This window comes from Pseudomonas sp. FP2338, from assembly GCF_030687515.1.
In the GTDB taxonomy this organism is placed as follows: Bacteria; Pseudomonadota; Gammaproteobacteria; order Pseudomonadales; family Pseudomonadaceae; genus Aquipseudomonas; species Aquipseudomonas salomonii.
Window position 1 is genome coordinate 1,751,205 of record NZ_CP117436.1, and the last position, 26,829, is coordinate 1,778,033.

28 protein-coding genes are annotated in these 26,829 nt (G+C 61.0%); 16 read left to right on the forward strand and 12 right to left on the reverse strand.

Translation table 11 applies throughout. From position 1 onward, the window contains the following. The first annotated feature begins 25 nt into the window (after positions 1 to 25). The 3 genes from rnd to PSH96_RS07980 all read left to right on the forward strand — a co-directional run bounded on the left by rnd (position 26) and on the right by PSH96_RS07980 (position 2,490). Entirely contained in the window at positions 26 to 1,159 is a 1,134-nt protein-coding gene (gene rnd, locus PSH96_RS07970; protein WP_305458590.1) for a ribonuclease D, read from the forward strand. After that, positions 1,156 to 1,449 carry a YcgL domain-containing protein gene (locus PSH96_RS07975; RefSeq protein WP_056857316.1) on the forward strand — a complete coding sequence of 98 codons (294 nt, stop codon included), beginning with the start codon at positions 1,156 to 1,158 and terminating at the stop codon, positions 1,447 to 1,449. Before rnd ends, PSH96_RS07975 begins: the two co-directional genes overlap by 4 nt. A gap of 108 nt (positions 1,450 to 1,557) precedes the next feature. After that, the gene (locus PSH96_RS07980) at positions 1,558 to 2,490 is read left to right on the forward strand and encodes a D-2-hydroxyacid dehydrogenase (RefSeq protein WP_305458591.1); all 933 of its coding nucleotides are present in this window, start codon (positions 1,558 to 1,560) and stop codon (positions 2,488 to 2,490) included. A 153-nt stretch (positions 2,491 to 2,643) separates the two neighbouring features. On the opposite strand, the gene PSH96_RS07985 is transcribed toward PSH96_RS07980, so the two are convergent. Then, positions 2,644 to 3,228 (reverse strand): nitroreductase family protein, encoded by a 585-nt coding sequence (locus tag PSH96_RS07985; RefSeq protein WP_305458592.1) that lies wholly within the window; start codon positions 3,226 to 3,228, stop codon positions 2,644 to 2,646. Positions 3,229 to 3,381: 153 nt separating this feature from the next. Between PSH96_RS07985 and PSH96_RS07990 the strand changes: the two genes are divergently transcribed. Continuing rightward, positions 3,382 to 3,831, forward strand: coding sequence for a YcgN family cysteine cluster protein (locus PSH96_RS07990; protein WP_099485666.1), 450 nt, complete (start codon positions 3,382 to 3,384; stop codon positions 3,829 to 3,831). A gap of 14 nt (positions 3,832 to 3,845) precedes the next feature. Further along, positions 3,846 to 5,066 (forward strand): hypothetical protein, encoded by a 1,221-nt coding sequence (locus tag PSH96_RS07995; protein WP_305458593.1) that lies wholly within the window; start codon positions 3,846 to 3,848, stop codon positions 5,064 to 5,066. Positions 5,067 to 5,200: 134 nt separating this feature from the next. Here PSH96_RS07995 and PSH96_RS08000 read toward each other — a convergent pair whose 3' ends face one another. The 3 genes from PSH96_RS08000 to PSH96_RS08010 form a co-directional block, all read right to left on the reverse strand. Continuing rightward, on the reverse strand, positions 5,201 to 5,542 hold the full coding sequence (locus PSH96_RS08000; protein WP_017137388.1) for a DUF2892 domain-containing protein: 342 nt from the start codon (positions 5,540 to 5,542) through the stop codon (positions 5,201 to 5,203). A gap of 66 nt (positions 5,543 to 5,608) precedes the next feature. Then, positions 5,609 to 6,076 carry an RNA methyltransferase gene (locus PSH96_RS08005; protein ID WP_003189607.1) on the reverse strand — a complete coding sequence of 156 codons (468 nt, stop codon included), beginning with the start codon at positions 6,074 to 6,076 and terminating at the stop codon, positions 5,609 to 5,611. 162 nt (positions 6,077 to 6,238) lie between these two features. Further along, complete coding sequence (locus PSH96_RS08010; RefSeq protein ID WP_003210675.1) at positions 6,239 to 6,613, reverse strand: YajD family HNH nuclease; 375 nt, start codon at positions 6,611 to 6,613, stop codon at positions 6,239 to 6,241. 151 nt (positions 6,614 to 6,764) lie between these two features. On the opposite strand from PSH96_RS08010, the gene PSH96_RS08015 reads away from it, so the two are divergent. Continuing rightward, a complete protein-coding gene (locus tag PSH96_RS08015; protein ID WP_305458594.1) occupies positions 6,765 to 7,685 on the forward strand; it encodes a ParB/Srx family N-terminal domain-containing protein in 921 nt (306 codons plus the stop codon). A 161-nt stretch (positions 7,686 to 7,846) separates the two neighbouring features. Here PSH96_RS08015 and PSH96_RS08020 read toward each other — a convergent pair whose 3' ends face one another. Further along, the gene (locus tag PSH96_RS08020) at positions 7,847 to 8,533 is read right to left on the reverse strand and encodes a spermidine synthase (RefSeq protein WP_065929156.1); all 687 of its coding nucleotides are present in this window, start codon (positions 8,531 to 8,533) and stop codon (positions 7,847 to 7,849) included. 78 nt (positions 8,534 to 8,611) lie between these two features. Between PSH96_RS08020 and PSH96_RS08025 the strand changes: the two genes are divergently transcribed. Next, positions 8,612 to 8,896, forward strand: a complete 285-nt coding sequence (locus PSH96_RS08025; protein WP_065929157.1) for a hypothetical protein — start codon at positions 8,612 to 8,614, stop codon at positions 8,894 to 8,896. Here the strand turns inward: PSH96_RS08025 and PSH96_RS08030 are convergent. Together PSH96_RS08030 and PSH96_RS08035 are read right to left on the reverse strand one after the other, a co-directional pair. Next, a complete protein-coding gene (locus PSH96_RS08030) occupies positions 8,893 to 9,366 on the reverse strand; it encodes a cyclic nucleotide-binding domain-containing protein (protein ID WP_305458595.1) in 474 nt (157 codons plus the stop codon). The genes PSH96_RS08025 and PSH96_RS08030 overlap by 4 nt on opposite strands. 70 nt (positions 9,367 to 9,436) lie before the next feature. Next, positions 9,437 to 11,479 (reverse strand): S9 family peptidase, encoded by a 2,043-nt coding sequence (locus PSH96_RS08035; protein WP_305458596.1) that lies wholly within the window; start codon positions 11,477 to 11,479, stop codon positions 9,437 to 9,439. A gap of 21 nt (positions 11,480 to 11,500) precedes the next feature. On the opposite strand from PSH96_RS08035, the gene PSH96_RS08040 reads away from it, so the two are divergent. The 3 genes from PSH96_RS08040 to PSH96_RS08050 are packed head-to-tail and all read left to right on the forward strand — an operon-like array spanning position 11,501 to position 13,398. Then, positions 11,501 to 12,037 (forward strand): MFS transporter, encoded by a 537-nt coding sequence (locus PSH96_RS08040; protein ID WP_065929160.1) that lies wholly within the window; start codon positions 11,501 to 11,503, stop codon positions 12,035 to 12,037. A gap of 30 nt (positions 12,038 to 12,067) precedes the next feature. Continuing rightward, complete coding sequence (locus tag PSH96_RS08045) at positions 12,068 to 12,844, forward strand: class II glutamine amidotransferase (protein WP_056857305.1); 777 nt, start codon at positions 12,068 to 12,070, stop codon at positions 12,842 to 12,844. An 11-nt stretch (positions 12,845 to 12,855) separates the two neighbouring features. Continuing rightward, on the forward strand, positions 12,856 to 13,398 hold the full coding sequence (locus PSH96_RS08050) for a DUF2937 family protein (protein ID WP_056857304.1): 543 nt from the start codon (positions 12,856 to 12,858) through the stop codon (positions 13,396 to 13,398). A gap of 36 nt (positions 13,399 to 13,434) precedes the next feature. On the opposite strand, the gene PSH96_RS08055 is transcribed toward PSH96_RS08050, so the two are convergent. Further along, a complete protein-coding gene (locus PSH96_RS08055) occupies positions 13,435 to 14,355 on the reverse strand; it encodes a LysR family transcriptional regulator (RefSeq protein ID WP_305458597.1) in 921 nt (306 codons plus the stop codon). 175 nt (positions 14,356 to 14,530) lie between these two features. On the opposite strand from PSH96_RS08055, the gene PSH96_RS08060 reads away from it, so the two are divergent. Genes PSH96_RS08060 through PSH96_RS08070 form a run of 3 tightly spaced genes read left to right on the forward strand, consistent with a single transcriptional unit; the run spans position 14,531 to position 16,883 of the window. Beyond that, positions 14,531 to 15,271: a 5-oxoprolinase subunit PxpA gene (locus tag PSH96_RS08060; RefSeq protein WP_305458598.1), complete on the forward strand. Its 741-nt coding sequence runs from the start codon at positions 14,531 to 14,533 to the stop codon at positions 15,269 to 15,271. Continuing rightward, positions 15,268 to 15,972, forward strand: coding sequence for a 5-oxoprolinase subunit PxpB (gene pxpB / locus PSH96_RS08065; protein WP_305458599.1), 705 nt, complete (start codon positions 15,268 to 15,270; stop codon positions 15,970 to 15,972). The genes PSH96_RS08060 and pxpB overlap by 4 nt, the downstream gene beginning before the upstream one ends. Beyond that, a complete protein-coding gene (locus tag PSH96_RS08070) occupies positions 15,969 to 16,883 on the forward strand; it encodes a biotin-dependent carboxyltransferase family protein (protein WP_305458600.1) in 915 nt (304 codons plus the stop codon). The genes pxpB and PSH96_RS08070 overlap by 4 nt, the downstream gene beginning before the upstream one ends. Positions 16,884 to 16,990: 107 nt before the next feature. Here PSH96_RS08070 and PSH96_RS08075 read toward each other — a convergent pair whose 3' ends face one another. From PSH96_RS08075 to PSH96_RS08085, 3 genes are all read right to left on the reverse strand, one after another. Continuing rightward, on the reverse strand, positions 16,991 to 18,169 hold the full coding sequence (locus PSH96_RS08075; protein ID WP_138816246.1) for a VWA domain-containing protein: 1,179 nt from the start codon (positions 18,167 to 18,169) through the stop codon (positions 16,991 to 16,993). Next, positions 18,169 to 19,014, reverse strand: a complete 846-nt coding sequence (locus PSH96_RS08080; protein WP_138816245.1) for a MoxR family ATPase — start codon at positions 19,012 to 19,014, stop codon at positions 18,169 to 18,171. The genes PSH96_RS08075 and PSH96_RS08080 overlap by 1 nt, the downstream gene beginning before the upstream one ends. A 238-nt stretch (positions 19,015 to 19,252) precedes the next feature. Next, on the reverse strand, positions 19,253 to 20,329 hold the full coding sequence (locus PSH96_RS08085) for a DUF748 domain-containing protein (protein ID WP_305458601.1): 1,077 nt from the start codon (positions 20,327 to 20,329) through the stop codon (positions 19,253 to 19,255). Positions 20,330 to 20,453: 124 nt separating this feature from the next. Between PSH96_RS08085 and cysK the strand changes: the two genes are divergently transcribed. Further along, positions 20,454 to 21,428 (forward strand): cysteine synthase A, encoded by a 975-nt coding sequence (cysK, locus tag PSH96_RS08090; protein ID WP_305458602.1) that lies wholly within the window; start codon positions 20,454 to 20,456, stop codon positions 21,426 to 21,428. A gap of 253 nt (positions 21,429 to 21,681) precedes the next feature. Further along, entirely contained in the window at positions 21,682 to 22,620 is a 939-nt protein-coding gene (locus PSH96_RS08095) for an aspartyl/asparaginyl beta-hydroxylase domain-containing protein (RefSeq protein WP_065929169.1), read from the forward strand. 65 nt (positions 22,621 to 22,685) lie between these two features. Here the strand turns inward: PSH96_RS08095 and acnA are convergent, their stop codons facing one another. Then, positions 22,686 to 25,427 carry an aconitate hydratase AcnA gene (gene acnA / locus PSH96_RS08100; RefSeq protein WP_305458603.1) on the reverse strand — a complete coding sequence of 914 codons (2,742 nt, stop codon included), beginning with the start codon at positions 25,425 to 25,427 and terminating at the stop codon, positions 22,686 to 22,688. 196 nt (positions 25,428 to 25,623) lie between these two features. On the opposite strand from acnA, the gene rlmM reads away from it, so the two are divergent. Continuing rightward, on the forward strand, positions 25,624 to 26,700 hold the full coding sequence (gene rlmM, locus PSH96_RS08105) for a 23S rRNA (cytidine(2498)-2'-O)-methyltransferase RlmM (RefSeq protein WP_305458604.1): 1,077 nt from the start codon (positions 25,624 to 25,626) through the stop codon (positions 26,698 to 26,700). Positions 26,701 to 26,829 lie beyond the last annotated feature (129 nt).

Consider the following 26,829-nt stretch of genomic DNA (forward strand, 5'->3'; position numbering starts at 1 on the left):
GCGCCATTCTTCAAGGGAGAGCCGTGTGGCCATCGATATTCACTGGATCTGCGACAACGATAGCCTCGGCCAGCATTGCGCCGAATGGCAGCAGTTGCCATTCGTCGCCCTCGACACCGAATTCATGCGGGTCGACACCTTTTATCCCATTGCCGGGCTGATCCAGATCGGTGATGGCGTTCGCGCTTACCTGATCGACCCCCTGACCATCGACAACTGGCAACCTTTGGCCGCCTTGCTGGAGAACCCGGCGGTGATCAAGGTGGTGCATGCCTGCAGCGAAGACCTGGAAGTGCTGCTGCGCCTGACCGGCAGCCTGCCGGTGCCGTTGTTCGACACTCAATTGGCGGCGGCTTACCTGAACCTCGGTTTCTCCATGGGCTACTCGCGCCTGGTGCAGGCCGTGCTGGATATCGAACTGCCCAAGGGCGAAACCCGCTCGGACTGGCTGCAGCGGCCATTGTCCGAGACGCAGGTGAGCTATGCCGCCGAAGACGCGGTGCATCTGGCCGAGGTCTATGTGCGCTTGCGCCCGCAGCTGTCGGATGACAAATACGCCTGGGTACTGGAAGACGGCGCCGAGCTGGTGGCCAACCTGCGCCGCGAAGTCGACCCGTATGAGGTGTACCGCGACGCCAAGCTGGCGTGGAAACTCTCGCGTGCCCAGCTCGCGGTATTGCGCGAACTGTGCGCCTGGCGCGAACAGCAGGCCCGCGCCCGAGACCTGCCGCGCAACCGCATCATTCGTGAGCACTCGTTGTGGCCCCTGGCCAAGTCTCAGCCGGATAACCTCGCCGCGTTGGGCAAGATCGAAGACATGCACCCGCGCACCGTGCGTCAGGATGGCCAGTTCCTGCTGGACCTGATCAAACGTGCCGCCAGCGTGTCGATGGACCAGTGGCCGCCCGCCGTGGCCGAACCGTTGCCGGTGAATGCCGCTGCGCTGATCAAGCAACTGCGCGCCCTGGGCCAGGCCGAGGCCGAGCGCCTGGAAATGGCGCCGGAACTGATGCTGCGCAAGAAAACCCTCGAAGCCCTGGTTAAAAGTGGCTACCCCGATGGGCCTTATACATTGCCAGACTCGCTGCGTGGCTGGCGCCGCGAGTTGATGGGCCAGGCGCTGCTCGACAGCCTGGCCACTGCCGGAGAACAGCCTTGAAACGTATTTGCTCCATCTATCGCAGCTTGAAAAAAGACGGGATGTACCTCTACGTGCTCAAAAGCGATGCGCTGGAGCGCGTGCCGGAGCCGTTGATGGCCGCCTTCGGCAAGGCCCATCTCGCGTTCGAGATGATACTGACGCCCGAGCGCAAGCTGTCGCGCGAGGACATCACCGTGGTCCTGGAAAACCTCGACAAACAGGGCTACCACCTGCAAATGCCGCCGGCCGAGGATGAGTACATCGAGCACTTGCCCGAAGAGCTGCTGCGCCGCAACGACCCGATGTAACCGTTCAGTGCCCTGTTCTGGGCACATTCTTTTATGGACTCGTATTCGATTGGCGGTGGCCGTAAGGAAGCGGGCGGCCGTCTGCACTGTTTTTGAAAGGTTTGAACCATGCGTGTTCTGATTGCTGAACGGGATCACCCGCTCTACGCCCAATTGCTGAGCGAAGCGGCCCCGGACGTTGAGGTGTTGACCAGCGGCGACTCGGCCCAATTGTCGCGCCTGGCCGCCGATTGCCCGGTTTGGCTGGGCCAGCCGGACCTGCTCGCCACCTTGCTGCGCCAGGGCCATAAGCCGCAATGGCTGCAATCGACCTGGGCGGGTATCACGCCGCTGCTGGCCGATGGCTTGCCGCGCGACTATCGCCTGACCCGCGCGGTCGGCATCTTTGGCCAGGTCATGGCCGAGTTCGTGCTCACCTATATGCTCGGGCATGAGCGCGAAGTGCTGGCGCGGCTGGTCAGCCAGGTCGAGCGCAAGTGGGACAACCGCATGGGCCAGAGCCTGGCGGGGCGCAAGGTGCTGGTGGTTGGCACCGGCGATATCGGCCAGAGCGTGGCTGATTTTTTGCTGCCGTTTGGCGTCAAGCTCTACGGGATTGCCAGCAGCGCGCGGGAACAGGCCCCGTTTATCGAAGTGGCCGGGCTGGACCAACTCAGCCGGCTGGTGGGCGAGGTGGACTACGTGATCAACCTGCTGCCGAACACGCCTGACACCCATGATTTGTACGATGCGGCGCTGTTCAAGCAATTCAAGCCGACCGGGTTGTTTATCAACGTCGGGCGCGGCGTGGCGGTGGTCGATGCCGACTTGGTCGAGGCGCTCAAAGAAGGGCACTTGGCCGGTGCGGTGATCGACGTGTGCCGTCAGGAGCCTTTGCCGCAACGCCACCCGTTCTGGACCGCCTGGGGCTTGCTGCTGACCGGGCACAGCTCGGCGCCGACGTCGCCGGGGATGATGGTGGAGTTGTTTGTGCGGAATCTGCGGGCTTATCAGGCCAAGGACGCGTTGCGCGGGGAAGTCAGCTTCGAACGGGGTTACTGACACAGCACAAGGCAAATGTTGTAGCTGGCTTGTGTGGGAGCTGGCGTGCCTGCGATAGCATCACCTCGGTCTACCTGATTCACCGAGGTGCCTGCATCGCAGGCAAGCCAGCCCCACACAAGCCCAGCTCACACATTGGGTTCGGTGTACGGCTTACAGGCTGAAATCACCCTCGGACACCAGCTCGCTCAGCGGCCGACGCGGGCTTGGGGCTTCACGACCTTGCAGGTACTCCGGCAAGCTCGACTTGTCCCCCAGCTTGCCCACGGCCACCGCCGCGTGCAGCGCGTAACCTTCTGGAATCTTCAGCTCCTTGCGGGTCAGCTCCTGATCGAAACCGGCCATGCCGTGGGTGTGCCAGCCGCTGAGGCTGGCTTGCAGCGCCAGGTGGCCCCAGGCCGAACCGGTGTCGAAGGTGTGCCACAGCGCCGGGGTTTCTTCAGTGGCGCCGGGGGCGATGAAGTCGGTTTTCGAGGCGATGATCACCAGGGCTGACGCGTGTTGCGCCCAACCGCGGTTGAATTCATTCAGCAAACCCAGGAAACGCTCCCAGTTTGGCGTGTCGCGGCGTGCGTAGAGAAAGCGCCATGGCTGCGAGTTGTAGGCCGACGGCGCCCAGCGAGCGGCTTCGAAGAAGCTCAGCAACGTCTCTTGCGCAATGCTTTCGCCGGTAAAGGCACGGGGCGACCAGCGTTCGGTGAATTGGGTGTGGATCGGGTAATCGGCAACGCGTGTCATGGGCAGTTCCTGATCGTTAATTCGGCCTTCAAAGCTACTGCGCGCCCACTGGACTGACAAGTGTTGTTGCACCGCCAGTCGTAAGCGCTTGGCCCCAGGCGCCTTGGGCACTAGACTGGCGGCCTTTTCACCTACCGATACTGATGTAGAGCCATGGCCGCCAAAGTCGAACCTTTCTGGATACGCAAAACCCTTGAACACCTCGACCAGGAGGAGTGGGAGTCGTTGTGCGACGGCTGTGGCCTGTGCTGCCTGCAAAAGCTTGAGGATGAAGACGACAACAGCGTCTATTACACGCGCATCGCCTGCAAATTGCTTGATCTCAACACCTGCCAGTGCAGCGACTATGCCAACCGCCGCGCCTCGGTGCCTGACTGCATCCAGCTCACGCCGGGCCAGGCTGACCAGTTCAAATGGCTGCCGCCGACCTGCGGCTACCGCCTGGTCAGCGAACGCAAGGACTTGCCGCTGTGGCACCACCTGGTGTGTGGCGACCGCGATGCCGTGCACCATGAACGCATTTCCCAGTCCGGTCGCATGCTCGCCGAAGGCAGCGTGCCCGAAGATGACTGGGAGGATTACCTGATCTTCCGCGCAGGCTGAAAAAAGGAGTGTGTATGAGGGTGGCAACCCGGCTGGCGGCATCTTTAGTGCTGCTGACACTGAGCCTGCCTGCGTGGTGCGCGAAGAAAGTCGACCTGGATTATCACGTCAAGCTGCTGCCCCAGAGTGATCAGGCCGAGGTGCGCGTGAGCCTGTCCCAGGGCTCGGCCGTGCGCAGCCTGAACTTCGACCTGGGCCGTGACGGCGACTACAGCGACTTCAAGGCCGACGGCCAATGGCAGGTCACCGGCAGCCGTGGCCTGTGGCAACCCAGCGCCGACAAAGCCAGCCTGACTTACCGCGTGCGCCTTACCCATGCGCGCAAGCCGGGCGTGTATGAGGCGCGGATGACGCCGAGCTGGGCGCTGTTTCGCGGCGAAGACCTGGTGCCGGCTGCGCGGCTGGACCAACAGGATGGCATTGAGCTGGTGTCGCGGCTGATGTTCGAATTGCCGGCCGGCTGGAAAAGCGTCGAAACCGCCTGGCCGCGTGTCGGCAAACACAAGTTCCGTATCGACAATGTGTCCCGCCTGTTCGACCGGCCCACCGGTTGGATGCTCGCGGGTAACCTCGGCAGTCGTCGCGTGCGCCTGGGTGAAACCGATGTCACCGTGGCCTCGCCCAAGGGCCAGGCCATGCGCCGCATGGACGTACTGACGCTGCTGACGTTCGTGTGGCCGCAAGTGGAGGCCGCACTGCCGCGCCATCCGGCCAAGCTATTGATCGTCGGCGCCAGCGACCCGATGCGCCGTGGCGCTTTCTCGGCGCGCGATTCGATTTACCTCAACAGCCGCACGCCGCTGATCAGCGAAAACGGCAGCAGCCCATTGTTGCGTGAAGTGGTGCAAGCCATTGGCCGCTTTAACGACCACGATACCAGTGACTGGATCAGCGAAGGGTTGGGCGAGTATTACGCCATTGAACTGCTGCGGCGTGCCGGCGGCATTACCGATGAGCGCTATGCGGCGATACAGACGCGGTTGGCCAAGGAAGGCAAGGGCGTGACCAGCCTGCGCGGCGATCACGTCAACGCTGCGAGCGTGGCGCGGGCGGTGCTGGTGTTGCAGGAGCTGGACCGCGAGATCCGCGTCAAGACCCACAACAAGCGCTCGCTGGATGATCTGGCGCAGGCGGTAATGCGGGCGAACAGTGTGAATACGGCGGAGTTTGTGCAGTTGGCTGAAAGTGTGATCGGCGAGTCGTCGGTGGTGCTGGATAACAAATTATTGCGTTGACCCAAAACAACTGTGGGAGCTGGCTTGCCTGCGATTGCATCACCTCGGTCTACCTGAATCACCGAGGTGCCGGCATCGCAGGCAAGCCAGCTCCCACACAAGCCAGCTCCCACATTTGATTGGGGTTGGCCGGGCTATTTAGTGGCTTTCTCCGCCGCCACTTCAGCCTTGGTCTTCAAGTTCTTCAACTCTTCGCCCGCGCGTTCGATCTTGGTACGCACGCTGTTCATTTCCTGGCGGCCTTGCTCCAGCTTGTCCTTGAGCGAGCTATGCCCGGTCACGCCGCGCACCAGCGCCACGCCACCAATCGCCACCTGGATCAGCCCGAAGATGCCGCCACGGCGCAGGCCTTTGCCGACCATCATCACACCACCGGCCACCGAAAGAATGCGTTCCGACCCGTGCACGTTTTGCTCGCTTTTGGGGGCTGGTTGCAGGTGTTCGATGATAGGTCGCAGGGTTTTGCTGTCGCTCATGGTGTGTCTCCAACAAGGCAAGTGTAAGTAGCTGACTGTTTGCAGGCGTCGGATGTTCCCGAAATATCAGTACTTGGGGCCCGAGCGGGTGTTGTTGCCCTTGGCCAGACGGTCGTAGAGCACCACATTGACGGTGGCGGCCAGGTTCATGCAGCCGGTGGTCGGGATGTACACCACGTCTTCACACCAGTCGCGGATCTCTTTGTCCAGCGAGCCGTCTTCGGGGCCAAAGATGTACAGCGCGCGGTCGGGGTGCGTGTACTCAGGCAGCGGGCGGGCGCCTTCCACCAGCTCCACGGCGACCGGGATACAGCCCAGCGGCAGGATCTTTTTCAGGTCATCGATGCCGATCAACGGAATGTCGTGGTGGACCTTCTTGGTGTCGGTGATGAAGTCCCGGGCGCGCTCGTAACGCACGCCGGTGTAAAACACCGAGGCCACGCCGTAGCAGCCGGCGGCGCGCATCACCGAGCCGACGTTTTCGGGGGATTTGGGGTTATACAGACCGATGCAGCTGTAGCGTTTATTGCCCACGGGGAAGGGTGCCTTGGAGGAAAACCGCGATTATACGGCCTTGGCGGCATGTGTTGCTTGGGCGATCGCTATCGCGGGCAAGCCCGGCTCCCACACTTGGAGTGCATTCCCCTGTGGGAGCTGGCTTGCCTGCGATGAGGCCCGCACAGACAAAGTAGGGCTTCAGTCGTCCTTCTTCATCAACCCCGCCAACGCCGCAAACGGGTTGTGCGTGGCCTTGGCAATCGTCGGGCTGCTGGTGGAGCCCTCGCCGAAGTACTGCTGGTCGGTGTAGCGCGAGTGTTCGTTGTCGTGGCAGTACAGGCACAGCAACTCCCAGTTGGAACCGTCCTGGGGGTTGTCATCATGATTGTGGTTGCGATGGTGTACGGTCAGTTCGCTCAAGCGTTTGCCGGCAAACTCACGGGCGCAGCGGCCGCACACGTGCGGGTACATCTTCAAGGCTTTGTCGCGGTAGCCCATTTCCCGGTCGCGCTGGGCATCGGCGAGGATGCGGTCCAGCTTGGCGGTGTGGGAGGGCGGGTTGGTCGAGCTCATCATGGCTCCTGGCTATTTGGGGGTTCACGGATAGGGTTGATTCTAGCCGCTCGCGCGGCAAATGACCGCTGGCTTTTTCAGCTGCGGTACAGCCGGGCTTGGGCGAACGTTTGTAGTATCGGCACATTCACTTCACAAGGATCTGAAACCTATGCGTGTGTACACATGGACCGCAGCCCTGCTGCTCAGCGTGCTGGCCGCTCAAGCCCAGGCGTTCTCCACACCCAAGCCCGGCCAGGTGATCGAGGTGGCCCTCGAGCAACTGCACCCGACCCAGGCCGTGGTGGGCTTTGACCAGATCTACTACAGCCTGGGGCTGTTCGCCGACAAACCGGTCAAGGTGTTCGACGAATATTGCGAAACCAACGGCCAGGGCGCCGCCGACAACGTGCCGAAAAAAGCCGACCTGCACCAACCCGACAGCTTCACCTGCAAGGACCCGGTGGGCGCCCACCCCGACGACATGAAAACCGTGGTGGTCGGCCCTGGCGGCCAGTTGTACCTGACCGACGGTCACCACAGCTTCACCACCTTGTGGGAAGTGCCCGGCGGCGGCCCGCAGTTGAAAATGTGGGTCAAGGTAACCGATGACTTCAGCAACAGCGCCGACATGAATACCTTCTGGCAGCGTATGGAGGCGGCCCGCAAGGTCTGGCTCAAGGACAATCAGGGCCAGCCCCTGCCGCCGCAGCAACTGCCTGCGCACCTGGGCTTCAAGAACCTGCAGGACGACACCTTTCGCAGCCTGGTGTATTTCACCCGCAAGGCCGCCTACGGCAAGCCGGACGATGGCGCAATTGCGCCGGAATTCCTGGAGTTCTACTGGGGCAACTGGCTGCGTACGCAGATTGATTTGAAGGCGTACGACCTGAACAAGAAGGGCGGCTACAAGGATGCGATTGAAGCGGTCGCCCAGCGCATGGTCAGCCTGGCGCCGGGTTCACAGGTGGGGAGCAGCGGTTTCACCGCCAGGCAACTGGGCGGCATGACCAAGCTGGACCAGGGCGAGCTGGACAAGACCTTCGAGAAAAAAATCCCGTATGTGATCGACTACCGAAAATCCAAAGGCTGATAAAAGGCCAAAGCTTGGGAGCTGGCTTGTGTGGGAGCTGGCTTGCCTGCGATGCCGGCTCCTCGGTGATTCAGGTAGACCGCGGTGATGCTATCGCAGGCAAGCCAGCTCCCACACAAGCCCGCTCCCACATTTGGATCTATGGCGTTTGTGGGTTTGCCTCAGCCCTTAAGCTTCTCGGCAATCCAGATGGTATGCCGGGTGCCCTTGTTGCCATGGGCAAACACTTGCACTTCCTCGGCCTTGAACCCGGCCTTGCGCAGTTTGTCGCTGAACAGCTTGTCGGCGCTGGCTGACCATACCGCCAGCACGCCTTTAGGCCGCAGCGCCTTGGCACACGCGGCCAGGCCACCGGCCGAATACAGCCAGCTGTTGGCCTTTTGCGTCAGGCCTTCAGGGCCGTTGTCCACATCCAGCATGATCGCGTCAAAGCCCTGGGGCTCGGCCTGCAGCACCTTGGCCACGTCTTCCATGCGGATCACCGTGCGTGGGTCCAGCAGCGGACGGCCGGATTTTTCCCCCAGCGGACCACGGTTCCATTCCACTACGCCGGGCACCAATTCCGCCACCACCACTTCGGCGCTTTTGCCCAAATGCTTGAGTGCCGAGGCCAGGGTAAAGCCCATGCCCAGGCCGCCGATCAATACCCGCGAACCCGGCCGGCCGGCGACTTTACGGCACGGAATCTCCGCCAGCGCGTCTTCGGAGCCATGCATGCGGGTGTTCATCAACTGGCCGCCGTCACCGCCCTGGATCTTGATGACAAAATCCTCGCCGTATTCGAACAGGCACAAGGCACCGCCGTTGTCGGGGATCGGGGTGGTGTCGAGCAGAACGAAACGTTTCATGGAAATCTCATTGGGAAGGGCATTCTTGCGCGGTTGGGAGTAGCCTTACGACATTCCGGTCAGGCCATGGAGCCATCGATGAAGTGCAGCATTCTAACGGTCATTGCGTTGAGCGCGCTCACATTGGGTGCGGCGCAGGCGCAAGAGGCGCAAACCGTGCCGGTGGCGCCTGCGCCAACTCCCGGTGCGCCGGGCACGCCGACGCCCACCTTGTACCCGCAAGTCACCCCGCCCGTGGCGCCTAAAGCCTCCGCCAATGGTTCGCCCGCGCTGGTGCCGATTGTGTTGCCCACGCCGCCCAAGGATCAGACGGTGCCCGGCCTGCTGCAAAATGACAGCAAGCCGAAGACGCCCGGCGGTTAAAATTGCTGGGACAGTAATTGCCCGTCGGCCATGCGCAGGCGCTTGGACAAGGCAATCGCAATCGCGCGAATGATCTTGGCCGCCACCCTGGGGGCTTCGTTGAGCATTTTTTCCAGCGCATCTTTGCCCAGGTTCAACAGCACGCAATCACTGGCGGCCACGCAACTGGCGGAGCGCCGCTCGCCGTCAAGCACCGCCATTTCGCCAAAAGCCCGGCCACTGCGCAGGGTGGCGATGGTCAGGCGCTGGCCGCTGTGATTGGTTTTCTGCACGGCCACCTGACCGCTGTGCAGGATGCACATGAAGGTGCCGGCATCGCCCTCGAGGAAAATCACCTCGTCGCGGGCGATGCTGCTGATGTTGAAGTAGCCGGCGGCCACGTGAAAATCTTCCGGCAACAGCGGGTCGAACAGGCCGCAATCCATGAGCATGTCGCGAATTTCGGTGTTCATCAGAGTCGGTAGTGGCATAGCTGCAATCTTGGTCCATCAATCAAGTCGGGCGGTCCTGTGTTCAGACAGGACCGCCTTGCTAAGTTCCTTAAACGAGGCCCAGGGCCTTGAAGACAAATCCATATTCGAGCGCTACGTCACGTAATCCTTGATAACGCCCGCTCATCCCGCCATGGCCGGCACCGAGCTCGGTCTTGAGCAGCAACAGGTTGTGGTCGGTTTTGGTGTCGCGCAATTTGGCCACCCACTTGGCCGCTTCCCAATACTGCACGCGACTGTCGTTGTAACCGGCAATCACCAGCATGTGCGGGTAAGCCTGGGCCTGGACGTTTTCATAGGGTGCGTAGGCCTTGATGCGTTCGTACACCTCAGGCTCTTGCGGGTTGCCCCACTCGTCGTACTCGGTGATGGTCAGCGGCAGTTCCGGGTCGAGCATGGTGTTGAGCACGTCGACGAACGGCACTTCGGCAATCGCCGCCTGGAACAGCTCCGGGCGTTGATTGAGCACCGCGCCGATCAGCAGGCCGCCGGCGCTGCCGCCGCTGATAGCCAGCTGCTTGGAGCTGGTCAGCCCTTCGGCGATCAAGTGCTCGGCGCAGGCGATGAAGTCGCTGAACGTGTTCTGTTTATGCTCCTGCTTGCCGTTGCGATACCAGGCTTCGCCCAGCTCACCGCCGCCGCGTACATGCGCGATGGCAAATGCCACGCCGCGCTCCAGCAGGCTCAGGCGCGCATGGGAGAACCACGGGTCGAGGCTTGAACCGTAGGCGCCGTAGCCATAGAGGTACAGCGGTGTGGGTTTGCCCAACTGATCACGCTTGATCACCAGGCTGATCGGCACCTGGGTGCCATCTGCGGAAGTCGCCCACAGCCGTTGGCTGATGTAATCGTCGGCGTTGAACACGCCGAGTACCGGGGTTTCCTTGAGCACCACCTGCGCGCCACTGGCCAGTTCAAGCTGGCGCACCTGGGCCGGACGGTTCAGGGCTTCATAACGCAGGCGGATCTTGTCGCTGGTAAATTCCAGGCTGTTTTGCACGTAAAGGCTGTAGGCGGCGTCAGGCAATTCCACGCGATAGGCGCTCGAACCCTGCGGGTGCACTTCGATCACCGGCAGGCCGCCGATACGCAGGCTCAAGGTCATGGCGCTGGCATTGAGGGTCACGCCGTCGAGCATCACGTCATCGCTGTGGGGGATCAGGTTCTGCCATTGATCCTCAGTCGGCACACTGCCGGTGTCGGTGGCGACGAACAGCGCATAGTTGATACCGTCACGGTTGCTGCGGATAAACCAGGTCCATTTATCATCCAGCATGCCGTGGTCGACATCGTATTCATGGTCTTCGACCCGTGGCGCCAGGCAGGTGAAATCCTGCTGTGGCTGGTCGGCGTCCAACGCCCAGATTTCGCTGGTGGTCTTGCTGCCCAGAGCCAGCAGCAACTGGCGCTCGGAGCTGGAACGGTAGCAATGCAGGAAGAACCGCCCGTCGGGCTCGTGGAACACTTCCTGCGCCGCCGTGCCATCCAGGCGGTAGCGGTAAAGCTTGTGCGGGCGATGGGTGTCGTCCAGTTCGCCGAAGAACAGCGTCAGGCTGTCGTTGGCCCAGGTCATGCTGCCGTCGCAGTCTTCAAACTCCAGTTCGCTGACCTTGCCGGTGGCCAATTCCTTCACGTACAGGGTGTAAATCTCTTCACCACTGGTGTCGAGGCTGTAGGCCAGGCGCTGGTGGTCGGGGCTGATGCTGAACGCACCGAGGGAGAAAAAGCCGCCATTGGCCAGCACGTTCGGGTCCAGCAGCAGTTCTTCGCTGCTTTCATCCACCCCGTTGCTGTCATCCGCCGGGCGACGGCAGCGGTAATGGCGGGCGTATTCATCACCGGCGGTGGTGCGGGTGTAATACAGGTAGGGCCCCCACGGCGAAGGCAACGACAGGTCGGTTTCCAGGATGCGGCCCTTGATCTCTTCGAACAGGCTTTCACGCAGGGCTTGCTGGTCGGTGAGCTGGTCTTCCTGCCAGGCGTTTTCGGCTTTGAGGTAGTCGAGCACTTCCGGTGTGTCACGTTCCTGCAACCAGGCGTACGGGTCTGGGCCTTGGGCCTTGCGGGCGATCGGGGCGGTCGATATAGGCATGGATCACTCTCTGTCTGGCGGATGGTGGCAGGCATTGCAGCCGAGACACGCAAAAGCCGTTATCATAGCCGCCTCTTTGCCAGCCTTGCCATGGACACCATGACCGAGAACGACTATCTGACCGCTTGGGGCCTTTACGCCTTCGCCGCTTTGGGCTGCCTGTTGGTGTGGTGGCGCATGACCCGCTGGATCTGGCGCTGGCTGCGCGAGCCGCTGCAATTGCTGATGGCGGTGTTGTTGTTCAGCCCGACCATCGTCGACCCGGTCAAGACCCAGTTTGCGCCAGCCGTGGCCATCACCGCCCTGGACCTGGTGCTGCATGTGGGCAATAACGCCTGGCGGGCCATCTCCGACCTGTTCATGTACACGATGATCGCGTTTGGCGTGTATATCGTGATCGTGTTGATCCGCTGGCCCATCGAGCGCGCCGCCAACGCCCGTCGCGAGCGCAAGGCCGCCGCCGATGCCGCCCTGGCCGCCGAACCGGTAGACGAAGACGACGAACCTTTCCGTCGCCCGGCGCCTGCCGGCAATCTGCGGGTTGAGCCGCGCCTTTAACGTTGTAAGCCCTGCAGCGAGAGCCCTGGCATGTGTGAATTATTGGGCATGAGTGCCAACGTCCCCACCGATATCGTGTTCAGCTTTACCGGGCTGATGCAGCGAGGCGGGCGTACCGGCCCCCACCGCGACGGTTGGGGCATCGCGTTTTACGAAGGCCGTGGCCTGCGGCTGTTCCAGGACCCGGCCGCGAGCAGCGAGTCGGAAGTTGCGCTGCTGGTGCAGCGTTATCCAATCAAAAGTGAAGTGGTGATCGGCCATATCCGCCAGGCCAATGTGGGCAAGGTGAGCCTGGCCAACACGCACCCGTTCGTGCGCGAACTGTGGGGCCGTAACTGGTGCTTTGCGCATAACGGCCAGTTGGCCGACTTTAACCCGCGCGCCACGTTCTACCGGCCGGTGGGCGATACCGACAGCGAAGCGGCGTTCTGCGACCTGCTCAACCGCGTGCGCGAAGCCTTCCCGGAGCCGGTGGAAATCGAGCAAGTGCTGCCGGACCTGATCGCCGCCTGCGCCGAGTACCGCAGCAAAGGCGTGTTCAACTGCCTGCTCAGCGACGGTGACTGGCTGTTTTGCTACTGCTCGACCAAACTGGCACAGATCACCCGGCGCGCACCGTTTGGCCCGGCGCGCTTGAAAGATGTCGACGTGATCGTCGATTTTCAGGCCGAAACCACGCCCAATGACGTGGTCACGGTGATCGCCACCGAACCCTTGACCGACAATGAAAACTGGACCCGCTACGAACCGGGCCAATGGAGCCTGTGGCGACGTGGTGAATGCGTTAGCCAAGGCGTTACCGAGTAAGGATATCGACCATGTTGCTCAGTTATCTGCGGTTGGTGCTGTTTGCCATTGGCTTGTTGGTCGGCGTGCAAGTGCCGGGGTTTATCAACGACTACGCCAAGCGTGTCGAAGCCCATTTGATCGAAGCCCAGACCGGCCTGCGCGGCTTTGATGCCACGGCGCAGCAGTTCTTCAATGGCGACTTGCAGGCGTTGGTGGCCCATTACCGCGCCAGTGATGATCCGGTGTTTCGCAGCGATGCCAACAGCCTGGGCACTTTGCTCGATCGTCAGGTGGCGTTGGACAAGCAGTTCCAGGCCATGCAAGGCCCCTGGTACATCCGCGCACTGCAAGTGGCGGTGGCTGCCGACCCGGATATCCGCCTGGAAACCTGGAATGGCTACAGCTACCAGATTTTGCTGACGCCTGAGGCAATGGGCTGGGGCTTGGGCGGGGCGATGCTGTTGTCGTTCGGCCTCGAATGCCTGTTCCGCCTGATCGATTGGGTGGTGTTGGGCGGCAAGCGCCTGCGCCAGAGCCGGCCGATCGAAGAGCGCGACCTTAAAGGCCTCTAAAGACCTGTGGGAGCAGGCAAGCCAGCTCCCACCTTTTTAATCCGGTTTCGCCAGCAGCATCCGGTTTTCACCCACTTCCTCGGCATACCGCGCCACCACCTTCTGGCACAACCCGACAATCTCCTCCACCAACTCCACCCCCACACGCCACGACACCACCACCTGCAAATTCGGCAGGCGTTGCGCCATCGGCAGCATCACCAATTCCCCTCGAGCCAATTCCTCCATCACCAGCACCGGCGGTAACGCGCCAATCCCGAAACCATCGCGCAGCAAGCGGGTAATCGCCGACACCGAGTTCACGCAGTTCATGCGTGGCGAGGCCACCCCGTTGGCCTGCATCAGGCTCAGCACATCCTGGTGCGGGTGGGAATTTTTCGAGTAGGTGATGATGCGCTCCTGGGCCAGCTCGGCGAGGGAGGCGTAGTCGCGGTTGTAGATAGACTGGCTGGCGACGATCCAGGCCATGGGATGGCTGGCCAGCTCCAGGCTGCGCACGGTTTCCAGGCGCAGCAGGTCGGTTTGCAGGATCAGGTCGAGGAAGCCTTTTTGCAGTTGATCGCTGAGGTTTAACGCGGTATCGGCGACCAGTTCGATTTCTACTCGCGGGAAGTGCTCCATCAATTGCGCCACCAACTGGCTCAGCCAGGTGTGGATCACCGTGTCCATGGCGCCGATGCGGATGCGCCCCACCTTGCTGCTGGTGGTCTCCAGGGACTGCTTCAAACCCTGCATAGTGACCATCATCTGCTCGGCATAATCGAGCACCTTCAAGCCTTCCGGGGTCAGGCTCACGCCGCGTGAGTCGCGCAGAAACAGCTTCACACCCAACTCGCTTTCGAGCACGGCGATGCGGCTGGAAATCGAGGCCTGGGTGGTGAACAGCTTCTCGGCGGTCAGGCGAAAGCTTTTGAGCTTGGCCACCCAGACGAAGGTTTCGAGGAACTTCAAATTCATGGGATCAACTTTTCTTATGCTTGGATCGGTTTTTATTAGTTGGACGCCGCACCCGGCAAACGCCAAAAATCGAGGCATTCCACGATAAGCGCCGTTAGGGTGTCAGGACAAGTTGCGAGTTCTGCGTAAAAAATCCCACACTACAAAAAATACAAAGCCTACAGGAGCAACCACCGTGAGCCGTCTGCTTTTGAATTGCGATATTGGCGAAAGCTTTGGCAACTGGACCCTGGGTCTGGACGCCGAGGTCATGCCGTTCATCGATTGCGCCAACGTAGCCTGTGGCTTTCATGCCGGCGACCCCAGCATCATGCGCCAGACCGTCAGCCTGGCCCTCAAGCACGGTGTGCAGATCGGCGCGCACCCGGCCTACCAGGACCTGCAAGGGTTCGGCCGCCGCTCCATGGCCTACACGCCGCAGGAAATCCAGGACCTGATGCACTACCAGATCGGTGCCCTTGAGGGCATTTGCCGTGCGCAGGGTACCCGCGTCAGCTATGTCAAACCCCACGGCGCGCTGTACAACGACATGATGGCCAAGCCGGCGCAACTGCGTGCGGTGATGCAGGCTGTGGCCGCGTATGGCGACTTGCCCCTGATGTTGCTGGCCAAAAGCGACAACAGCGAGGCCCAGGCACTGGGCGATGAGTTCGGCCTGACACTGTGGTTCGAAGCTTTCGCTGATCGCGCCTATGACCCAAAGGGCCATCTGGTTTCGCGCCAGTTGCCGGGTGCGGTCCATCACGACGCCGACACCATCGTGCAGCAAGCCCTGACCATTTCCCGTGGGCAAGCCCTGACGGCCAGCGACGGCAGCGCCCTGGTGTTGCAGGCCAACACCCTGTGCGTACACGGCGATAACGCCAGCTCGATCGCCGCTGTGCAGCGCATCCGCGAGGCGTTGAAGCCAGCATGAAGCCGCGCATCGAAGTGGTGGCCATCGACTGCCTGATGGTGCGTCTGTTTGAGGTGATTGCCGAAGCCAATATGCCGTGGATGCTCGCCGCGACCCGGCGCCTGCGCGAAGGTTTTGGCGCCGCGCTGGTGGATCTGGTGCCGTCCTACACCACCTTGATGGTGCATTACGACCTGACTGCGCTGAGCCCCGCTCAAGCGCGGGAACTGATCGATCAGGCGCTGACCGACTTGCAACCCCAGGCGCAAGGCAGCGGCCAGTGTCACGTGTTGCCGGTGTGGTACGACTTGAGTGTCGGCCCGGAACTGACCTTGCTCAGCCAGCGCAGCGGTTTGTCGGTCGAGCAGGTGATCGAACGCCACAGCACCCATGAATACCAGGTATTTGCCCTCGGCTTCGCGCCCGGCTTTGCCTTTATGGGCTTGGTGGACGAAATCCTCGCCACGCCACGCCTCAACACACCGCGTAAACGCGTGGCGGCCGGCAGTGTCGGGATTGCCGAGCGTCAAACCGCCGCCTACCCGGTGGTGTCGCCGGGTGGCTGGAACCTGATCGGCCGCACCCCGACCAAACTGTTCGACCGTGAGCGTGACGGCTACAGCTTGATGCAGCCGGGCGACACGGTGCGTTTCGAAGCAGTTGATCACGCCGAATTCATCCGTTTGGGTGGCGATGACACGCCGTTGGAGGCGCAGGCATGAGCTGCTTGTTGATCGAGGCCAGCACGCCGCTGTGCCTGTTGCAGGACGCCGGGCGCTTTGGCGTACGCCACTTGGGCGTGACCCAGGGCGGTGCGCTGGATTGGGTGTCGATGTCCTGGGCCAATTGGCTGCTGGGCAATGCGCTGGATGCACCGGTGGTGGAAATCACCTTGGGCGGGTTTACCGTGCAGGCCGAAGACTATTGCTTGCTGGCATTGGCCGGGGCGGATTTGGGCGCCTATATCGACGAACGCGTCATCAGCCCTGGGCGCAGTTTTATCCTGCAAAAAGGCCAACGTCTGCGCTTTACCCAGCCGTTCAGCGGTGCGCGGGCTTACCTGGCGGCGCCCGGCGGGTTTGATGCGCCGGCCGTGCTGGGCAGTTGCGCCACGGTGGTACGTGAGGAATTGGGTGGGCTGGACGGTTTCGGCAAGGCCTTGGCCGAAGGCGGGCGGTTGGGTTATTCCGGTACGGGCGGCGCGATGAAGGTGCTGAGCGCGCCTGATCTGCCGGCAAAAGCGCCGTTGGACGTGATTGTCGGCGCGCAGATCGGCCAGTTCAGCGGGCAGAGCCTGTTCGATGCATTCAATACCGACTGGTCGCTGGACAGCCGTGCCGACCGCATGGGCATGCGTTTGCTGGGCACGCCGTTGCAGTATCAGGGGCCGTCGTTGATCTCTGAAGGCATCCCGTTGGGCGCGATTCAGGTGCCGCCGGATGGGCAGCCGATTGTGTTGCTCAATGATCGGCAGACCATCGGTGGTTATCCGCGCCTGGGCGCGCTGACACCGTTGGCATTGGCGCGGCTGGCGCAGTGTTTGCCGGGGGAGAAGGTGAGGCTGGCGCCGGTGGTGCAGGAGACCGCGCATCGGCAGCACATCGAGTTTTTGCAGCGGTTTGGGAATTGCTAAAAGCATCGCAGGCAAGCCAGCTCCCACAGGGGAGTGCATTTCAACTTTGGAATGCATTCAAAATGTGGGAGCTGGCTTGCCTGCGATAGCGTCAGTGAATACACCGCTTATTTAGACAGAAAACGCATCCCTTCTTCCAACCCACGCAACGTCAGCGGATACATCTGATCCTCCACCAACTCGCGCACAATTCCCGTGGACGCCGTATAGCCCCAGGTGTCTTTCGGGTACGGGTTAATCCAGATCAGCTTCTTGTACTTGGCCATGAAGCGCTGCATCCACACATACCCAGGCTCTTCATTCCAGTGCTCGACGCTGCCGCCGGCCTGGGTGATTTCATATGGCGCCATCGACGCATCGCCGATAAAGATCACTTTGTAGTCGGCGCCGTACTTGTGCAGCAGGTCCTGGGTGGAGGTGCGCTCCGAAGTGCGGCGCTGGTTGTTCTTCCACACCGACTCGTACACGAAGTTGTGGAAGTAGAAGTACTCCAGGTGCTTGAACTCGGTTTTGCACGCCGAAAACAGCTCTTCGCAGATCTTCACGTGAGCGTCCATCGAACCGCCGATATCGAACAGCAGCAACAGCTTGATGGTGTTGCGCCGCTCCGGGCGCATCTGGATATTCAGCAAGCCGGCATCCCGCGCCGTATGGTCGATGGTGCCGTCGATATCCAGCTCTTCAGCCGCACCCTGGCGCGCAAACTTGCGCAGGCGGCGCAGGGCGATCTTGATATTGCGCGTGCCCAATTCCACCTGGTCGTCGAGGTTCTTGTACTCGCGCTGGTCCCAGACCTTTACCGCCTTGCCCTGGCGTTTGCCGGCATCGCCAACCCGAATACCCTCCGGGTTATAGCCGCCGGAGCCAAACGGGCTGGTGCCGCCGGTGCCGATCCACTTGTTGCCGCCGGCGTGGCGTTCTTTCTGTTCTTCCAGGCGTTTCTTGAACTCTTCTATCAACTTGTCCAGTCCGCCAAGGGACTGGATCTGCGCGCGTTCCTCGTCGGTCAGCGAGCGTTCGAATTCCTTGCGCAGCCATTCTTCAGGGATCAACGCCTGCAAGTGGTCGTCGAGCTTTTCCAGCCCATTGAAATAGGCGCCGAACGCACGGTCGAACTTGTCGAAATGCCGTTCGTCCTTGACCAGAATCGCCCGGGCCAAGTAATAAAACTCGTCCATGTCGGCAAAAACCACGCGCTGTTTAAGCGCGTTGATCAGGTCGAGCAGCTCGCGCACCGACACCGGCACCTTGGCGGCGCGCATCTCATTGAACAGGTTGAGCAGCATCAGCGATTACCGCGACGGCTCATGAACGCCAGACGCTCCAGCAACTGTACGTCTTGCTCGTTCTTGACCAGGGCGCCGGCCAGCGGCGGAATGGCTTTGGTCGGGTCGCGTTCGCGCAGTACGGCTTCGCCGATGTTGTCGGCCATCAACAGCTTGAGCCAGTCGACCAGTTCGGAGGTGGACGGCTTTTTCTTCAGGCCCGGCACTTTGCGCACGTCGAAGAACACGTCCAGCGCTTCGCTGACCAAGTCCTTCTTGATGTCGGGGTAGTGCACGTCGACGATTTTTTGCAGGGTGCTGCGATCGGGGAAGGCGATGTAGTGGAAGAAGCAGCGGCGCAGGAAGGCGTCCGGCAGCTCTTTTTCGTTGTTGGAAGTAATGATGATGATCGGGCGTTTCTTCGCCTTGATGGTCTCGTCGATTTCATAGACGTAGAACTCCATCTTGTCGAGTTCCTGCAGCAGATCGTTGGGGAACTCGATGTCGGCCTTGTCGATTTCATCGATCAGCAGAATCACGCGCTCCTCGGCCTCGAAGGCTTCCCAGAGCTTGCCCTTTTTCAGGTAGTTGCGCACATCGTGGACTTTCTCATTGCCTAGCTGCGAGTCGCGCAGGCGGCTGACCGCGTCGTACTCATACAGGCCCTGATGCGCCTTGGTGGTCGACTTGATGTGCCAGGTGATCAGCTTGGCGCCGAAGGACTCGGCCAATTGTTCGGCGAGCATGGTCTTGCCGGTGCCCGGTTCGCCCTTGACCAGCAGCGGCCGCTCCAGGGTGATGGCGGCGTTGACGGCCAGTTTCAGGTCATCGGTAGCCACATAGGCCTGGGTGCCTTCGAACTTCATCGGTCATTCCTCAAATTCATCAATGCCCGGACTATACCGCGCAGCCCCGGCGACTGTGAACGCAGACGGGTTATTCAGTCTCTGAATGGCCGGTCACGTCGCAGGCCAACGGGCGGGGGTTATGCTGATGCTTATGTGGGAGCTGGCTTGCCTGCGATGCGAGCACCTCGGTGATTCAGGCAGACTGAGTTGATGCTATCGCAGGCAAGCCAGCTCCCACACAAGCCAGCTCCCAGGGTTAGTTGGCGGAAGGCTTGGGTTGTTCGTAGCGCGCATTGAACGCTTGAATAAAACCATTACGCAAAATCGCCAAAAATGCGGAGAACGCGCTGATATTTTGTTGATGCACGCTGCCACTGAGTTCTACGCGGGTAGCAAATTGGTTTTTGTTCTGGTTCTTGAGCACGGTTTCGCTGGTGCCTACCACGGCTTCCCAGATCGAGCGGAAGATGTTTTTGTCCTTGTTTTCCACGTCCTGTTTCCAGTCGAACACTTCTACATCGCGCAGCAGCGGCTTGATATAGCCAGTGAGCTGGCCTTTTTCCGCTTGAGCTTCAATCACCACGTCGCCGGTGCCAGCCTTGAAGTCGAATTTGCCATAGGCCGAGGCGAAGTCGTTCATGCGTTTAAGTTGCAAGTCGCGGGCGCGGAAGCGGAATTCGAAGTCTTCAAAATTATTTAAAGGATCAAAGGTTGCGTTGGCCTCCATAGGGGCCTGGCCCTGCAGCAGGGCCTTACCTTCGAATCGCGCGTCGCGTTTGCCTTTGAGGTCTACCACGTTGGTCAGGTTGTACAGACTGGCATTGACCTCGGTGGCCTTGATGTTCACCTGGGGCTTGGAGCTGAAATTATGAAAGGCGATCTTGCCATCTTCAATGCGCACTTCATTCAGCGTGATCGGCAGCAGTTTTTTTAACTGTTGCTGCCAGTCGGTACCTTTACCGGTTTGGGACGCCTGTTTGTTGGCACCGCCGTCGACGAAGTTGATTTCAGGCTTTACGAAATGGCCCTCGGCGACGACGGCATGGTCGTACCACAGCGAGTGCCAGCTGACGGCAAATTCAATCAGCGGCGCGTCGACGAACGGCACCGGCACTTTGCCGTCGACCTTGACAATTTTCAGGCCATTAATGCGGTAGGCGCCACGCCACAAGGCCAGGTCCACATCAGTGACCTGGCCACGGTAGTCACCCATGTCGGCCAGCTTGTCGTTCAGGTAATTACGCACCAGATAAGGCAGGGCCAGGTCCAGGGCGATCAGTACTACCACCAGTATGGCGACGATCCATAGCAGCCCACTGTAGCGACGTTTCATGTCATTACTCTCCAACGGTATAGGCGATGGACCGCACGCGCGGGCGCAACGTTCCTCTGACTGGACGCCTAAAGGCCTGAGGCATACCCTTGGGGCCTTCTTGAATTTGCCTTAAGGACCCGTCATGAGCCGTATCTTTGCCGACAACGCGCACTCCATCGGTAACACGCCCCTGGTGCAGATCAACCGCATTGCGCCGCGTGGCGTGACCATCCTGGCCAAGATCGAGGGGCGTAACCCGGGTTATTCGGTGAAATGCCGCATTGGCGCCAACATGATCTGGGACGCCGAAAGCACCGGCAAACTCAAGCCGGGCATGACCATTGTCGAGCCGACCTCCGGCAACACCGGCATCGGCCTGGCGTTTGTCGCCGCCGCCCGTGGCTACAAACTGCTGCTGACCATGCCGGCCTCCATGAGCATCGAGCGCCGTAAAGTGCTTAAGGCCCTGGGCGCCGAGTTGGTGCTGACTGAGCCGGCCAAGGGCATGAAAGGCGCTATCGACAAGGCTGGCGAAATTGTCGCCGGCGACCCGACCACCTACTTTATGCCGGCCCAGTTCGAAAACCCGGCCAACCCGGCCATTCACGAGAAAACCACCGGCCCGGAAATCTGGAATGACACCGATGGCGCGGTGGACGTGCTGGTGGCGGGTGTGGGCACTGGCGGCACCATTACCGGGGTTTCGCGCTATATCAAGAACATTGCCGGCAAGCCGATTCTGTCGGTGGCGGTTGAGCCGAGGGTATCGCCGGTGATCACCCAGGCGCTGGCCGGTGAAGAGATCAAGCCGAGCCCGCATAAAATCCAGGGCATCGGCGCCGGGTTTGTGCCGAAGAACCTTGACCTGTCGATGGTTGACCGCGTGGAGCTGGTGACCGACGACGAATCCAAGGCCATGGCCCTGCGCCTGATGCAGGAAGAGGGGATTCTGTGCGGTATCTCCTGCGGCGCCGCCATGGCCGTGGCCGTGCGTCTGGCCGAGAAGCCGGAAATGCAGGGCAAGACCATCGTGGTGATCCTGCCGGACTCCGGCGAGCGCTACCTGTCGAGCATGTTGTTCAGTGATCTGTTTACCGAGCAAGAAACCCAGGCGTGATGCTCACCAGTGGCGAGGGAGCTTGCTCCCGCTGGGTCGCGAAGCGGCCCTAAAAAAAACGGGAGCGCTACGCACTGGAGCGCCAGCCCGGTCCAACGGGAGCAAGCTCCCTCGCCACAGGGTTGATTTATGTCAGCCGGTTTTCCTGGGCCTTCTGCATAATGGCCCAAGTGTTTATCATGGCCGGCTGCTACGTCTGGTTTCCCGTTGACGGGAGGTTGCTGGCCAGGCGCTTATTTTCAGGAGTTGCTGCATGACCTTTTCTTTGGCCGCCAAACTGTCGGTGCTGGCGTTGTTTATCGGCAGCATTCTGTATGTGCACTTGCGCGGCAAGGCGCGTTTGCCGGTGTTGCGCCAGTTCGTCAACCATTCGGCGCTGTTCGCACCCTATAACGCTTTGATGTACCTGTTCTCGGCCGTGCCGTCCAAGCCGTACCTGGACCGCAGCAAGTTCCCGGAACTGGATGTGCTCAAGGACAACTGGGAAGTGATCCGCGAAGAGGCCATGCACCTGTTCGACGAGGGTTACATTCGCGCCGCCGAAAAGAACAACGACGCCGGTTTCGGCTCGTTCTTCAAGAAGGGCTGGAAGCGTTTCTATCTCAAGTGGTACGACAAACCGCTGCCATCGGCCGAGGCGCTGTGCCCGAAAACCGTGGCCTTGGTCAGCAGCATCCCCAACGTCAAGGGCGCAATGTTCGCTCTATTGCCGGGCGGTAGCCACCTCAACCCGCACCGCGACCCGTTTGCCGGCTCGTTGCGTTATCACTTGGGCCTGTCCACACCGAACTCCGACGACTGCCGCATCTTCGTCGACGGCCAGGTTTACGCCTGGCGCGACGGTGAAGACGTGATGTTCGATGAAACCTATGTGCATTGGGTCAAGAACGAGACGGAAAAGACTCGCGTGATCCTGTTCTGCGACATCGAACGCCCGCTGAGCAACCGCCTCATGACCGGCGTCAACCGCTGGGTCAGCAAGCAGCTGGGTCGCGCGACGGCGCCGCAGAACCTGGATGACGAGCGGGTGGGCGGGATCAACCAGGCGTATGCCTGGAGCAAGACCTTCAGCGACAAGTTCAGTGGTGTGGTCAAGCAGTGGAAGCGCAAGCATCCCAAGGCCTACCGCATTGCGCGGCCGGTGCTGGCGGTGGTTGTGTTGGTGCTGCTGTGGAAGTGGCTGTTCGGCTGATCTGAAACACGGTCAAAACTGTGGGAGCAGGCAAGCCAGCTCCCACATTTGATCTCCCGTGTTGCTTAGGACGCGATCAACTGGCGCAGCACATAGTGCAAGATGCCACCGGCCTTGAAGTACTCCACCTCATTAAGCGTATCAATCCGGCACAGCACCTCAACCTTCTCGTTGCTGCCATCTTCGCGGGTAATTACCAGCGTCAGGTTCATCCGTGGCTCGATCTCGGCATCGGTCAGCCCCAGAATGTCGATCTTCTCCTTGCCGGTCAGCTTGAGCGCCTTGCGGTTCTGGTCCAGCTTGAACTGCAATGGCAACACGCCCATGCCCACCAGGTTGGAGCGGTGAATCCGCTCGAAACTCTCGGCGATCACCGCCTTGACCCCCAGCAGGTTAGTGCCCTTGGCCGCCCAGTCGCGGCTTGAGCCGGTGCCGTATTCTTGCCCTGCAATCACCACCAGCGGCGTGCCCGAGGCCTGGTACTTCATGGCGGCATCGTAGATCGGCATTTTCTCGCCGGTAGGGATGTACAACGTGTTGCCGCCTTCTTCGCCGCCGAGCATTTCATTGCGGATACGGATATTGGCAAAGGTGCCGCGCATCATCACTTCATGGTTACCCCGGCGTGAGCCGTAGGAGTTGAAGTCTCGCGGCTCCACGCCCTGTTCGCGCAGGTAACGGCCAGCGGGGCTGTCGGTCTTGATATTGCCGGCGGGGGAGATGTGGTCGGTGGTCACCGAATCGCCCAGCAGGGCCAGCACGTTGGCGCCCTTGACGTCTTCGATCACCGGCAATGGCCCGGAAATATCGTCGAAGAACGGCGGATGCTGGATGTAGGTCGAATCCTTCTGCCACACATAGGTGGCCGCCTGTGGCACTTCAATCGCCTGCCACTGCTCGTCGCCGGCAAACACCTCGGCATATTCCTTGTGGAACATGCCGGTGCTGACCTGCGCAACAGCGTCGGCAATCTCTTTGCTGCTCGGCCAGATGTCTTTGAGGTACACCGGCTTGCCGTCCTTGCCTTCGCCCAGCGGCTCACTGCTGATGTCGATGCGCACGGTGCCGGCCAAGGCATAGGCGACCACCAGCGGCGGCGAGGCCAGCCAGTTGGTTTTCACCAGCGGGTGTACGCGGCCTTCAAAGTTGCGGTTGCCTGACAGCACGGACGCTACCGACAAGTCAGCCTTCTGGATGGCTTTTTCGATCGGCTCAGGCAACGGGCCGGAGTTGCCGATGCAGGTGGTGCAGCCGTAGCCGACCAGATCAAAGCCGAGCGTGTCGAGGTAGTGGGTAAGGCCAGCCGCCTTGTAGTAGTCGGTCACCACTTTGGAGCCAGGCGCCAGGGAGGTTTTCACCCACGGCTTGCTGGTCAGGCCTTTTTCCACGGCCTTTTTCGCCACCAGCCCTGCGGCCATCATCACGCTGGGGTTGGAGGTGTTGGTGCAGGAGGTAATCGCGGCAATCACCACTGCGCCGTTTTTGAGGCGGTAGGTGTGGCCGTCGTACTCGTAGTCGGTCTCGCCGACCAAATCCGCATTGCCCACGGCAACGCCGCCGCCGCCTTCACTTTCCAGGCGGCCTTCTTCTTTGCTGGCGGGTTTGAATTGCAGGTCGAGAAAGTCAGTGAACGCCTGGCCAACATTGGGCAGTGACACCCGGTCCTGCGGGCGTTTCGGCCCGGCGAGGCTGGCTTCGACGCTGCCCATGTCCAGCGCGAGGGTGTCGGTGAACACCGGTTCCTGGCCGGCGTTACGCCACAGGCCCTGGGCCTTGGTGTAGGCCTCCACCAGCTTCACGGTTTCTGCCGGGCGGCCGGACAGGCGCAGGTAGTCCAACGTCACTTCATCCACTGGGAAAAAGCCGCAAGTGGCGCCGTATTCCGGAGCCATGTTGGCGATGGTGGCGCGGTCGGCCAGGGGCAGGTCGGCCAAGCCGTCGCCATAGAACTCGACGAATTTGCCCACTACGCCTTTTTTACGCAGCATCTGGGTGACGGTCAGCACCAGGTCGGTGGCAGTAATACCTTCTTTCAATTTGCCGGTCAGCTTGAAGCCGATCACTTCCGGAATCAGCATCGACACCGGCTGGCCGAGCATCGCCGCTTCCGCTTCGATGCCGCCCACGCCCCAGCCGAGCACGCCGAGGCCGTTGATCATGGTGGTGTGGGAGTCGGTGCCCACCAACGTGTCGGGGAAGGCGTAAGTGCGGCCGTCTTCGTCTTTAGTCCACACCGTGCGGCCCAAGTATTCGAGGTTAACCTGGTGGCAGATGCCGGTGCCCGGTGGCACCACGCTGAAGTTGTCGAAAGCGTTCTGGCCCCAGCGCAGAAAGGCGTAGCGTTCGCCGTTGCGCTGCATCTCGATGTCGACGTTTTGCTCAAAGGCGTCGGCGTTGCCGAACTTGTCAACCATCACCGAGTGGTCGATCACCAGGTCCACGGGGGAGAGCGGGTTGATGCGTTGCGGGTCGCCACCGGCCTTGGCCACGGCGGCGCGCATGGCGGCCAGGTCGACCACGGCGGGTACGCCGGTAAAGTCTTGCATCAATACGCGGGCCGGGCGGTACTGGATCTCGCGGTCGGACTGGCGCTCTTTGAGCCAGGCGGCGATGGCCTTGAGGTCAGTGCCGGTGACGGTTTTGTCGTCTTCCCAGCGCAGCAGGTTTTCCAGCAGCACCTTGAGGGACATCGGCAGCTTATCCAGGCCACCCAGGCTCTTGGCGGCTTCGGGCAAGCTGAAGTAGTGGTAGGTCTTGTCGTCGATCTGCAGGGTTTTAAGGGTTCTCAGGCTATCTAGCGATGACATTACATGACTCCTTATGGTCCGCACGGCTACGGACCTGACGGGACGAACAGAGCTTTCAACTTAGCCCTGTTTTCATTAGCAGGCTAATAACTGGACTCTATCGTTAAGTCCAAGGTTCCGAACTCGGCTATCATGCGCGCGTTTTCATGACAGGTATTGCGATAGCGCAAGGCCGGTTGAGTCACCAGGAGAGTTGATGAACACCCTTTTTATGCACTGCCGCCCGGGTTTTGAAGGCGAAGTCTGTTCCGAGATCGCGGAACACGCCGCGCGCCTGAACGTTTCCGGCTACGCCAAGGCCAAGACCGGCAGCGCCTGCGCCGAATTTGTCTGCACCGAAGAAGACGGCGCCCAGCGCTTGATGCACGGCCAGCGGTTTGCCGAGCTGATCTTCCCTAGGCAGTGGGCGCGCGGGGTGTTTATCGACCTGCCGGAAACCGACCGCATCAGCGTGATCCTCGCCCACCTGCGCGAATTCCCGGTGTGCGGCAGCCTGTGGCTGGAGATGGTCGACACCAACGACGGCAAAGAGCTGTCGAACTTCTGCAAGAAATTTGAAGTGCACCTGCGCAAAGCCTTGCTCAACGCCGGCAAGCTGGTGGACGACCCGAGCAAGCCGCGCCTGCTGCTGACCTTCAAAAGCGGCCGCGAAGTGTTCATGGGCCTGGCCGAGTCGAACAACTCGGCCATGTGGCCGATGGGCATCCCACGTCTGAAGTTCCCGCGTGACGCGCCCAGCCGTTCGACCCTCAAGCTTGAAGAAGCCTGGCACCACTTCATCCCCCGCGACCAGTGGGACGAACGCCTGCATGGCGATATGACCGGCGTCGACCTCGGCGCAGCACCCGGCGGCTGGACCTGGCAACTGGTCAACCGTGGCATGCTGGTGACCGCCATCGACAACGGCCCCATGGCCGAAAGCCTGATGGACACCGGCCTGGTACAGCACTTGATGGCCGACGGCTTCACCTTCGTGCCCAAGCAGCCGGTGGACTGGATGGTCTGCGATATCGTCGAGAAACCGGCGCGCAACGCCGCGCTGCTGGAAACCTGGATTGGCGAAGGGCATTGCCGCGAAGCGGTGGTGAACCTGAAACTGCCGATGAAGCAGCGTTATGCTGAAGTGAAGCGTTTGCTTGAGCGCATCGAAGAGGGCTTCAAGGCCCGTGGCATTCGGGTGGAGATCGGCTGCAAACAGCTGTATCACGACCGTGAGGAAGTGACCTGCCATTTGCGGCGCTTGGTGGATACGAAGAAACCTAAAGGCCGCTGATTGTGTGTCTGGCTCAGTTCAAATGTGGGAGCGGGCTTGCTCGCGAAAGCGGTATAACAGTCGAAATTTATATTGAATGTGCCCGCGTCTTCGCGAGCAAGCCCGCTCCCACATTGTTGAGCGGCGCCC

What these genes read in the sequence shown, in the direction of transcription:
- pxpB (WP_305458599.1), top strand. Translation starts at nt 15,268, where the DNA reads ATGAAGCCGCGCATCGAAGTGGTGGCCATCGACTGCCTGATGGTGCGT.
- rlmM (WP_305458604.1), top strand. Translation starts at nt 25,624, where the DNA reads ATGAACACCCTTTTTATGCACTGCCGCCCGGGTTTTGAAGGCGAAGTC.
- PSH96_RS08035 (WP_305458596.1), bottom strand. Translation starts at nt 11,479, where the DNA reads ATGCCTATATCGACCGCCCCGATCGCCCGCAAGGCCCAAGGCCCAGAC.
- PSH96_RS07990 (WP_099485666.1), top strand. Translation starts at nt 3,382, where the DNA reads ATGGCCGCCAAAGTCGAACCTTTCTGGATACGCAAAACCCTTGAACAC.
- PSH96_RS08020 (WP_065929156.1), bottom strand. Translation starts at nt 8,533, where the DNA reads ATGAAACGTTTCGTTCTGCTCGACACCACCCCGATCCCCGACAACGGC.
- PSH96_RS08055 (WP_305458597.1), bottom strand. Translation starts at nt 14,355, where the DNA reads ATGAATTTGAAGTTCCTCGAAACCTTCGTCTGGGTGGCCAAGCTCAAA.
- PSH96_RS08030 (WP_305458595.1), bottom strand. Translation starts at nt 9,366, where the DNA reads ATGCCACTACCGACTCTGATGAACACCGAAATTCGCGACATGCTCATG.
- PSH96_RS07995 (WP_305458593.1), top strand. Translation starts at nt 3,846, where the DNA reads ATGAGGGTGGCAACCCGGCTGGCGGCATCTTTAGTGCTGCTGACACTG.
- PSH96_RS08095 (WP_065929169.1), top strand. Translation starts at nt 21,682, where the DNA reads ATGACCTTTTCTTTGGCCGCCAAACTGTCGGTGCTGGCGTTGTTTATC.
- PSH96_RS08045 (WP_056857305.1), top strand. Translation starts at nt 12,068, where the DNA reads ATGTGTGAATTATTGGGCATGAGTGCCAACGTCCCCACCGATATCGTG.
- cysK (WP_305458602.1), top strand. Translation starts at nt 20,454, where the DNA reads ATGAGCCGTATCTTTGCCGACAACGCGCACTCCATCGGTAACACGCCC.
- PSH96_RS08050 (WP_056857304.1), top strand. Translation starts at nt 12,856, where the DNA reads ATGTTGCTCAGTTATCTGCGGTTGGTGCTGTTTGCCATTGGCTTGTTG.
- acnA (WP_305458603.1), bottom strand. Translation starts at nt 25,427, where the DNA reads ATGTCATCGCTAGATAGCCTGAGAACCCTTAAAACCCTGCAGATCGAC.
- PSH96_RS08015 (WP_305458594.1), top strand. Translation starts at nt 6,765, where the DNA reads ATGCGTGTGTACACATGGACCGCAGCCCTGCTGCTCAGCGTGCTGGCC.
- PSH96_RS07980 (WP_305458591.1), top strand. Translation starts at nt 1,558, where the DNA reads ATGCGTGTTCTGATTGCTGAACGGGATCACCCGCTCTACGCCCAATTG.
- PSH96_RS08040 (WP_065929160.1), top strand. Translation starts at nt 11,501, where the DNA reads ATGGTGGCAGGCATTGCAGCCGAGACACGCAAAAGCCGTTATCATAGC.
- PSH96_RS07985 (WP_305458592.1), bottom strand. Translation starts at nt 3,228, where the DNA reads ATGACACGCGTTGCCGATTACCCGATCCACACCCAATTCACCGAACGC.
- PSH96_RS08085 (WP_305458601.1), bottom strand. Translation starts at nt 20,329, where the DNA reads ATGAAACGTCGCTACAGTGGGCTGCTATGGATCGTCGCCATACTGGTG.
- PSH96_RS08070 (WP_305458600.1), top strand. Translation starts at nt 15,969, where the DNA reads ATGAGCTGCTTGTTGATCGAGGCCAGCACGCCGCTGTGCCTGTTGCAG.
- PSH96_RS08080 (WP_138816245.1), bottom strand. Translation starts at nt 19,014, where the DNA reads ATGAAGTTCGAAGGCACCCAGGCCTATGTGGCTACCGATGACCTGAAA.
- PSH96_RS08075 (WP_138816246.1), bottom strand. Translation starts at nt 18,169, where the DNA reads ATGCTGCTCAACCTGTTCAATGAGATGCGCGCCGCCAAGGTGCCGGTG.
- PSH96_RS08025 (WP_065929157.1), top strand. Translation starts at nt 8,612, where the DNA reads ATGAAGTGCAGCATTCTAACGGTCATTGCGTTGAGCGCGCTCACATTG.
- PSH96_RS08000 (WP_017137388.1), bottom strand. Translation starts at nt 5,542, where the DNA reads ATGAGCGACAGCAAAACCCTGCGACCTATCATCGAACACCTGCAACCA.
- PSH96_RS08010 (WP_003210675.1), bottom strand. Translation starts at nt 6,613, where the DNA reads ATGAGCTCGACCAACCCGCCCTCCCACACCGCCAAGCTGGACCGCATC.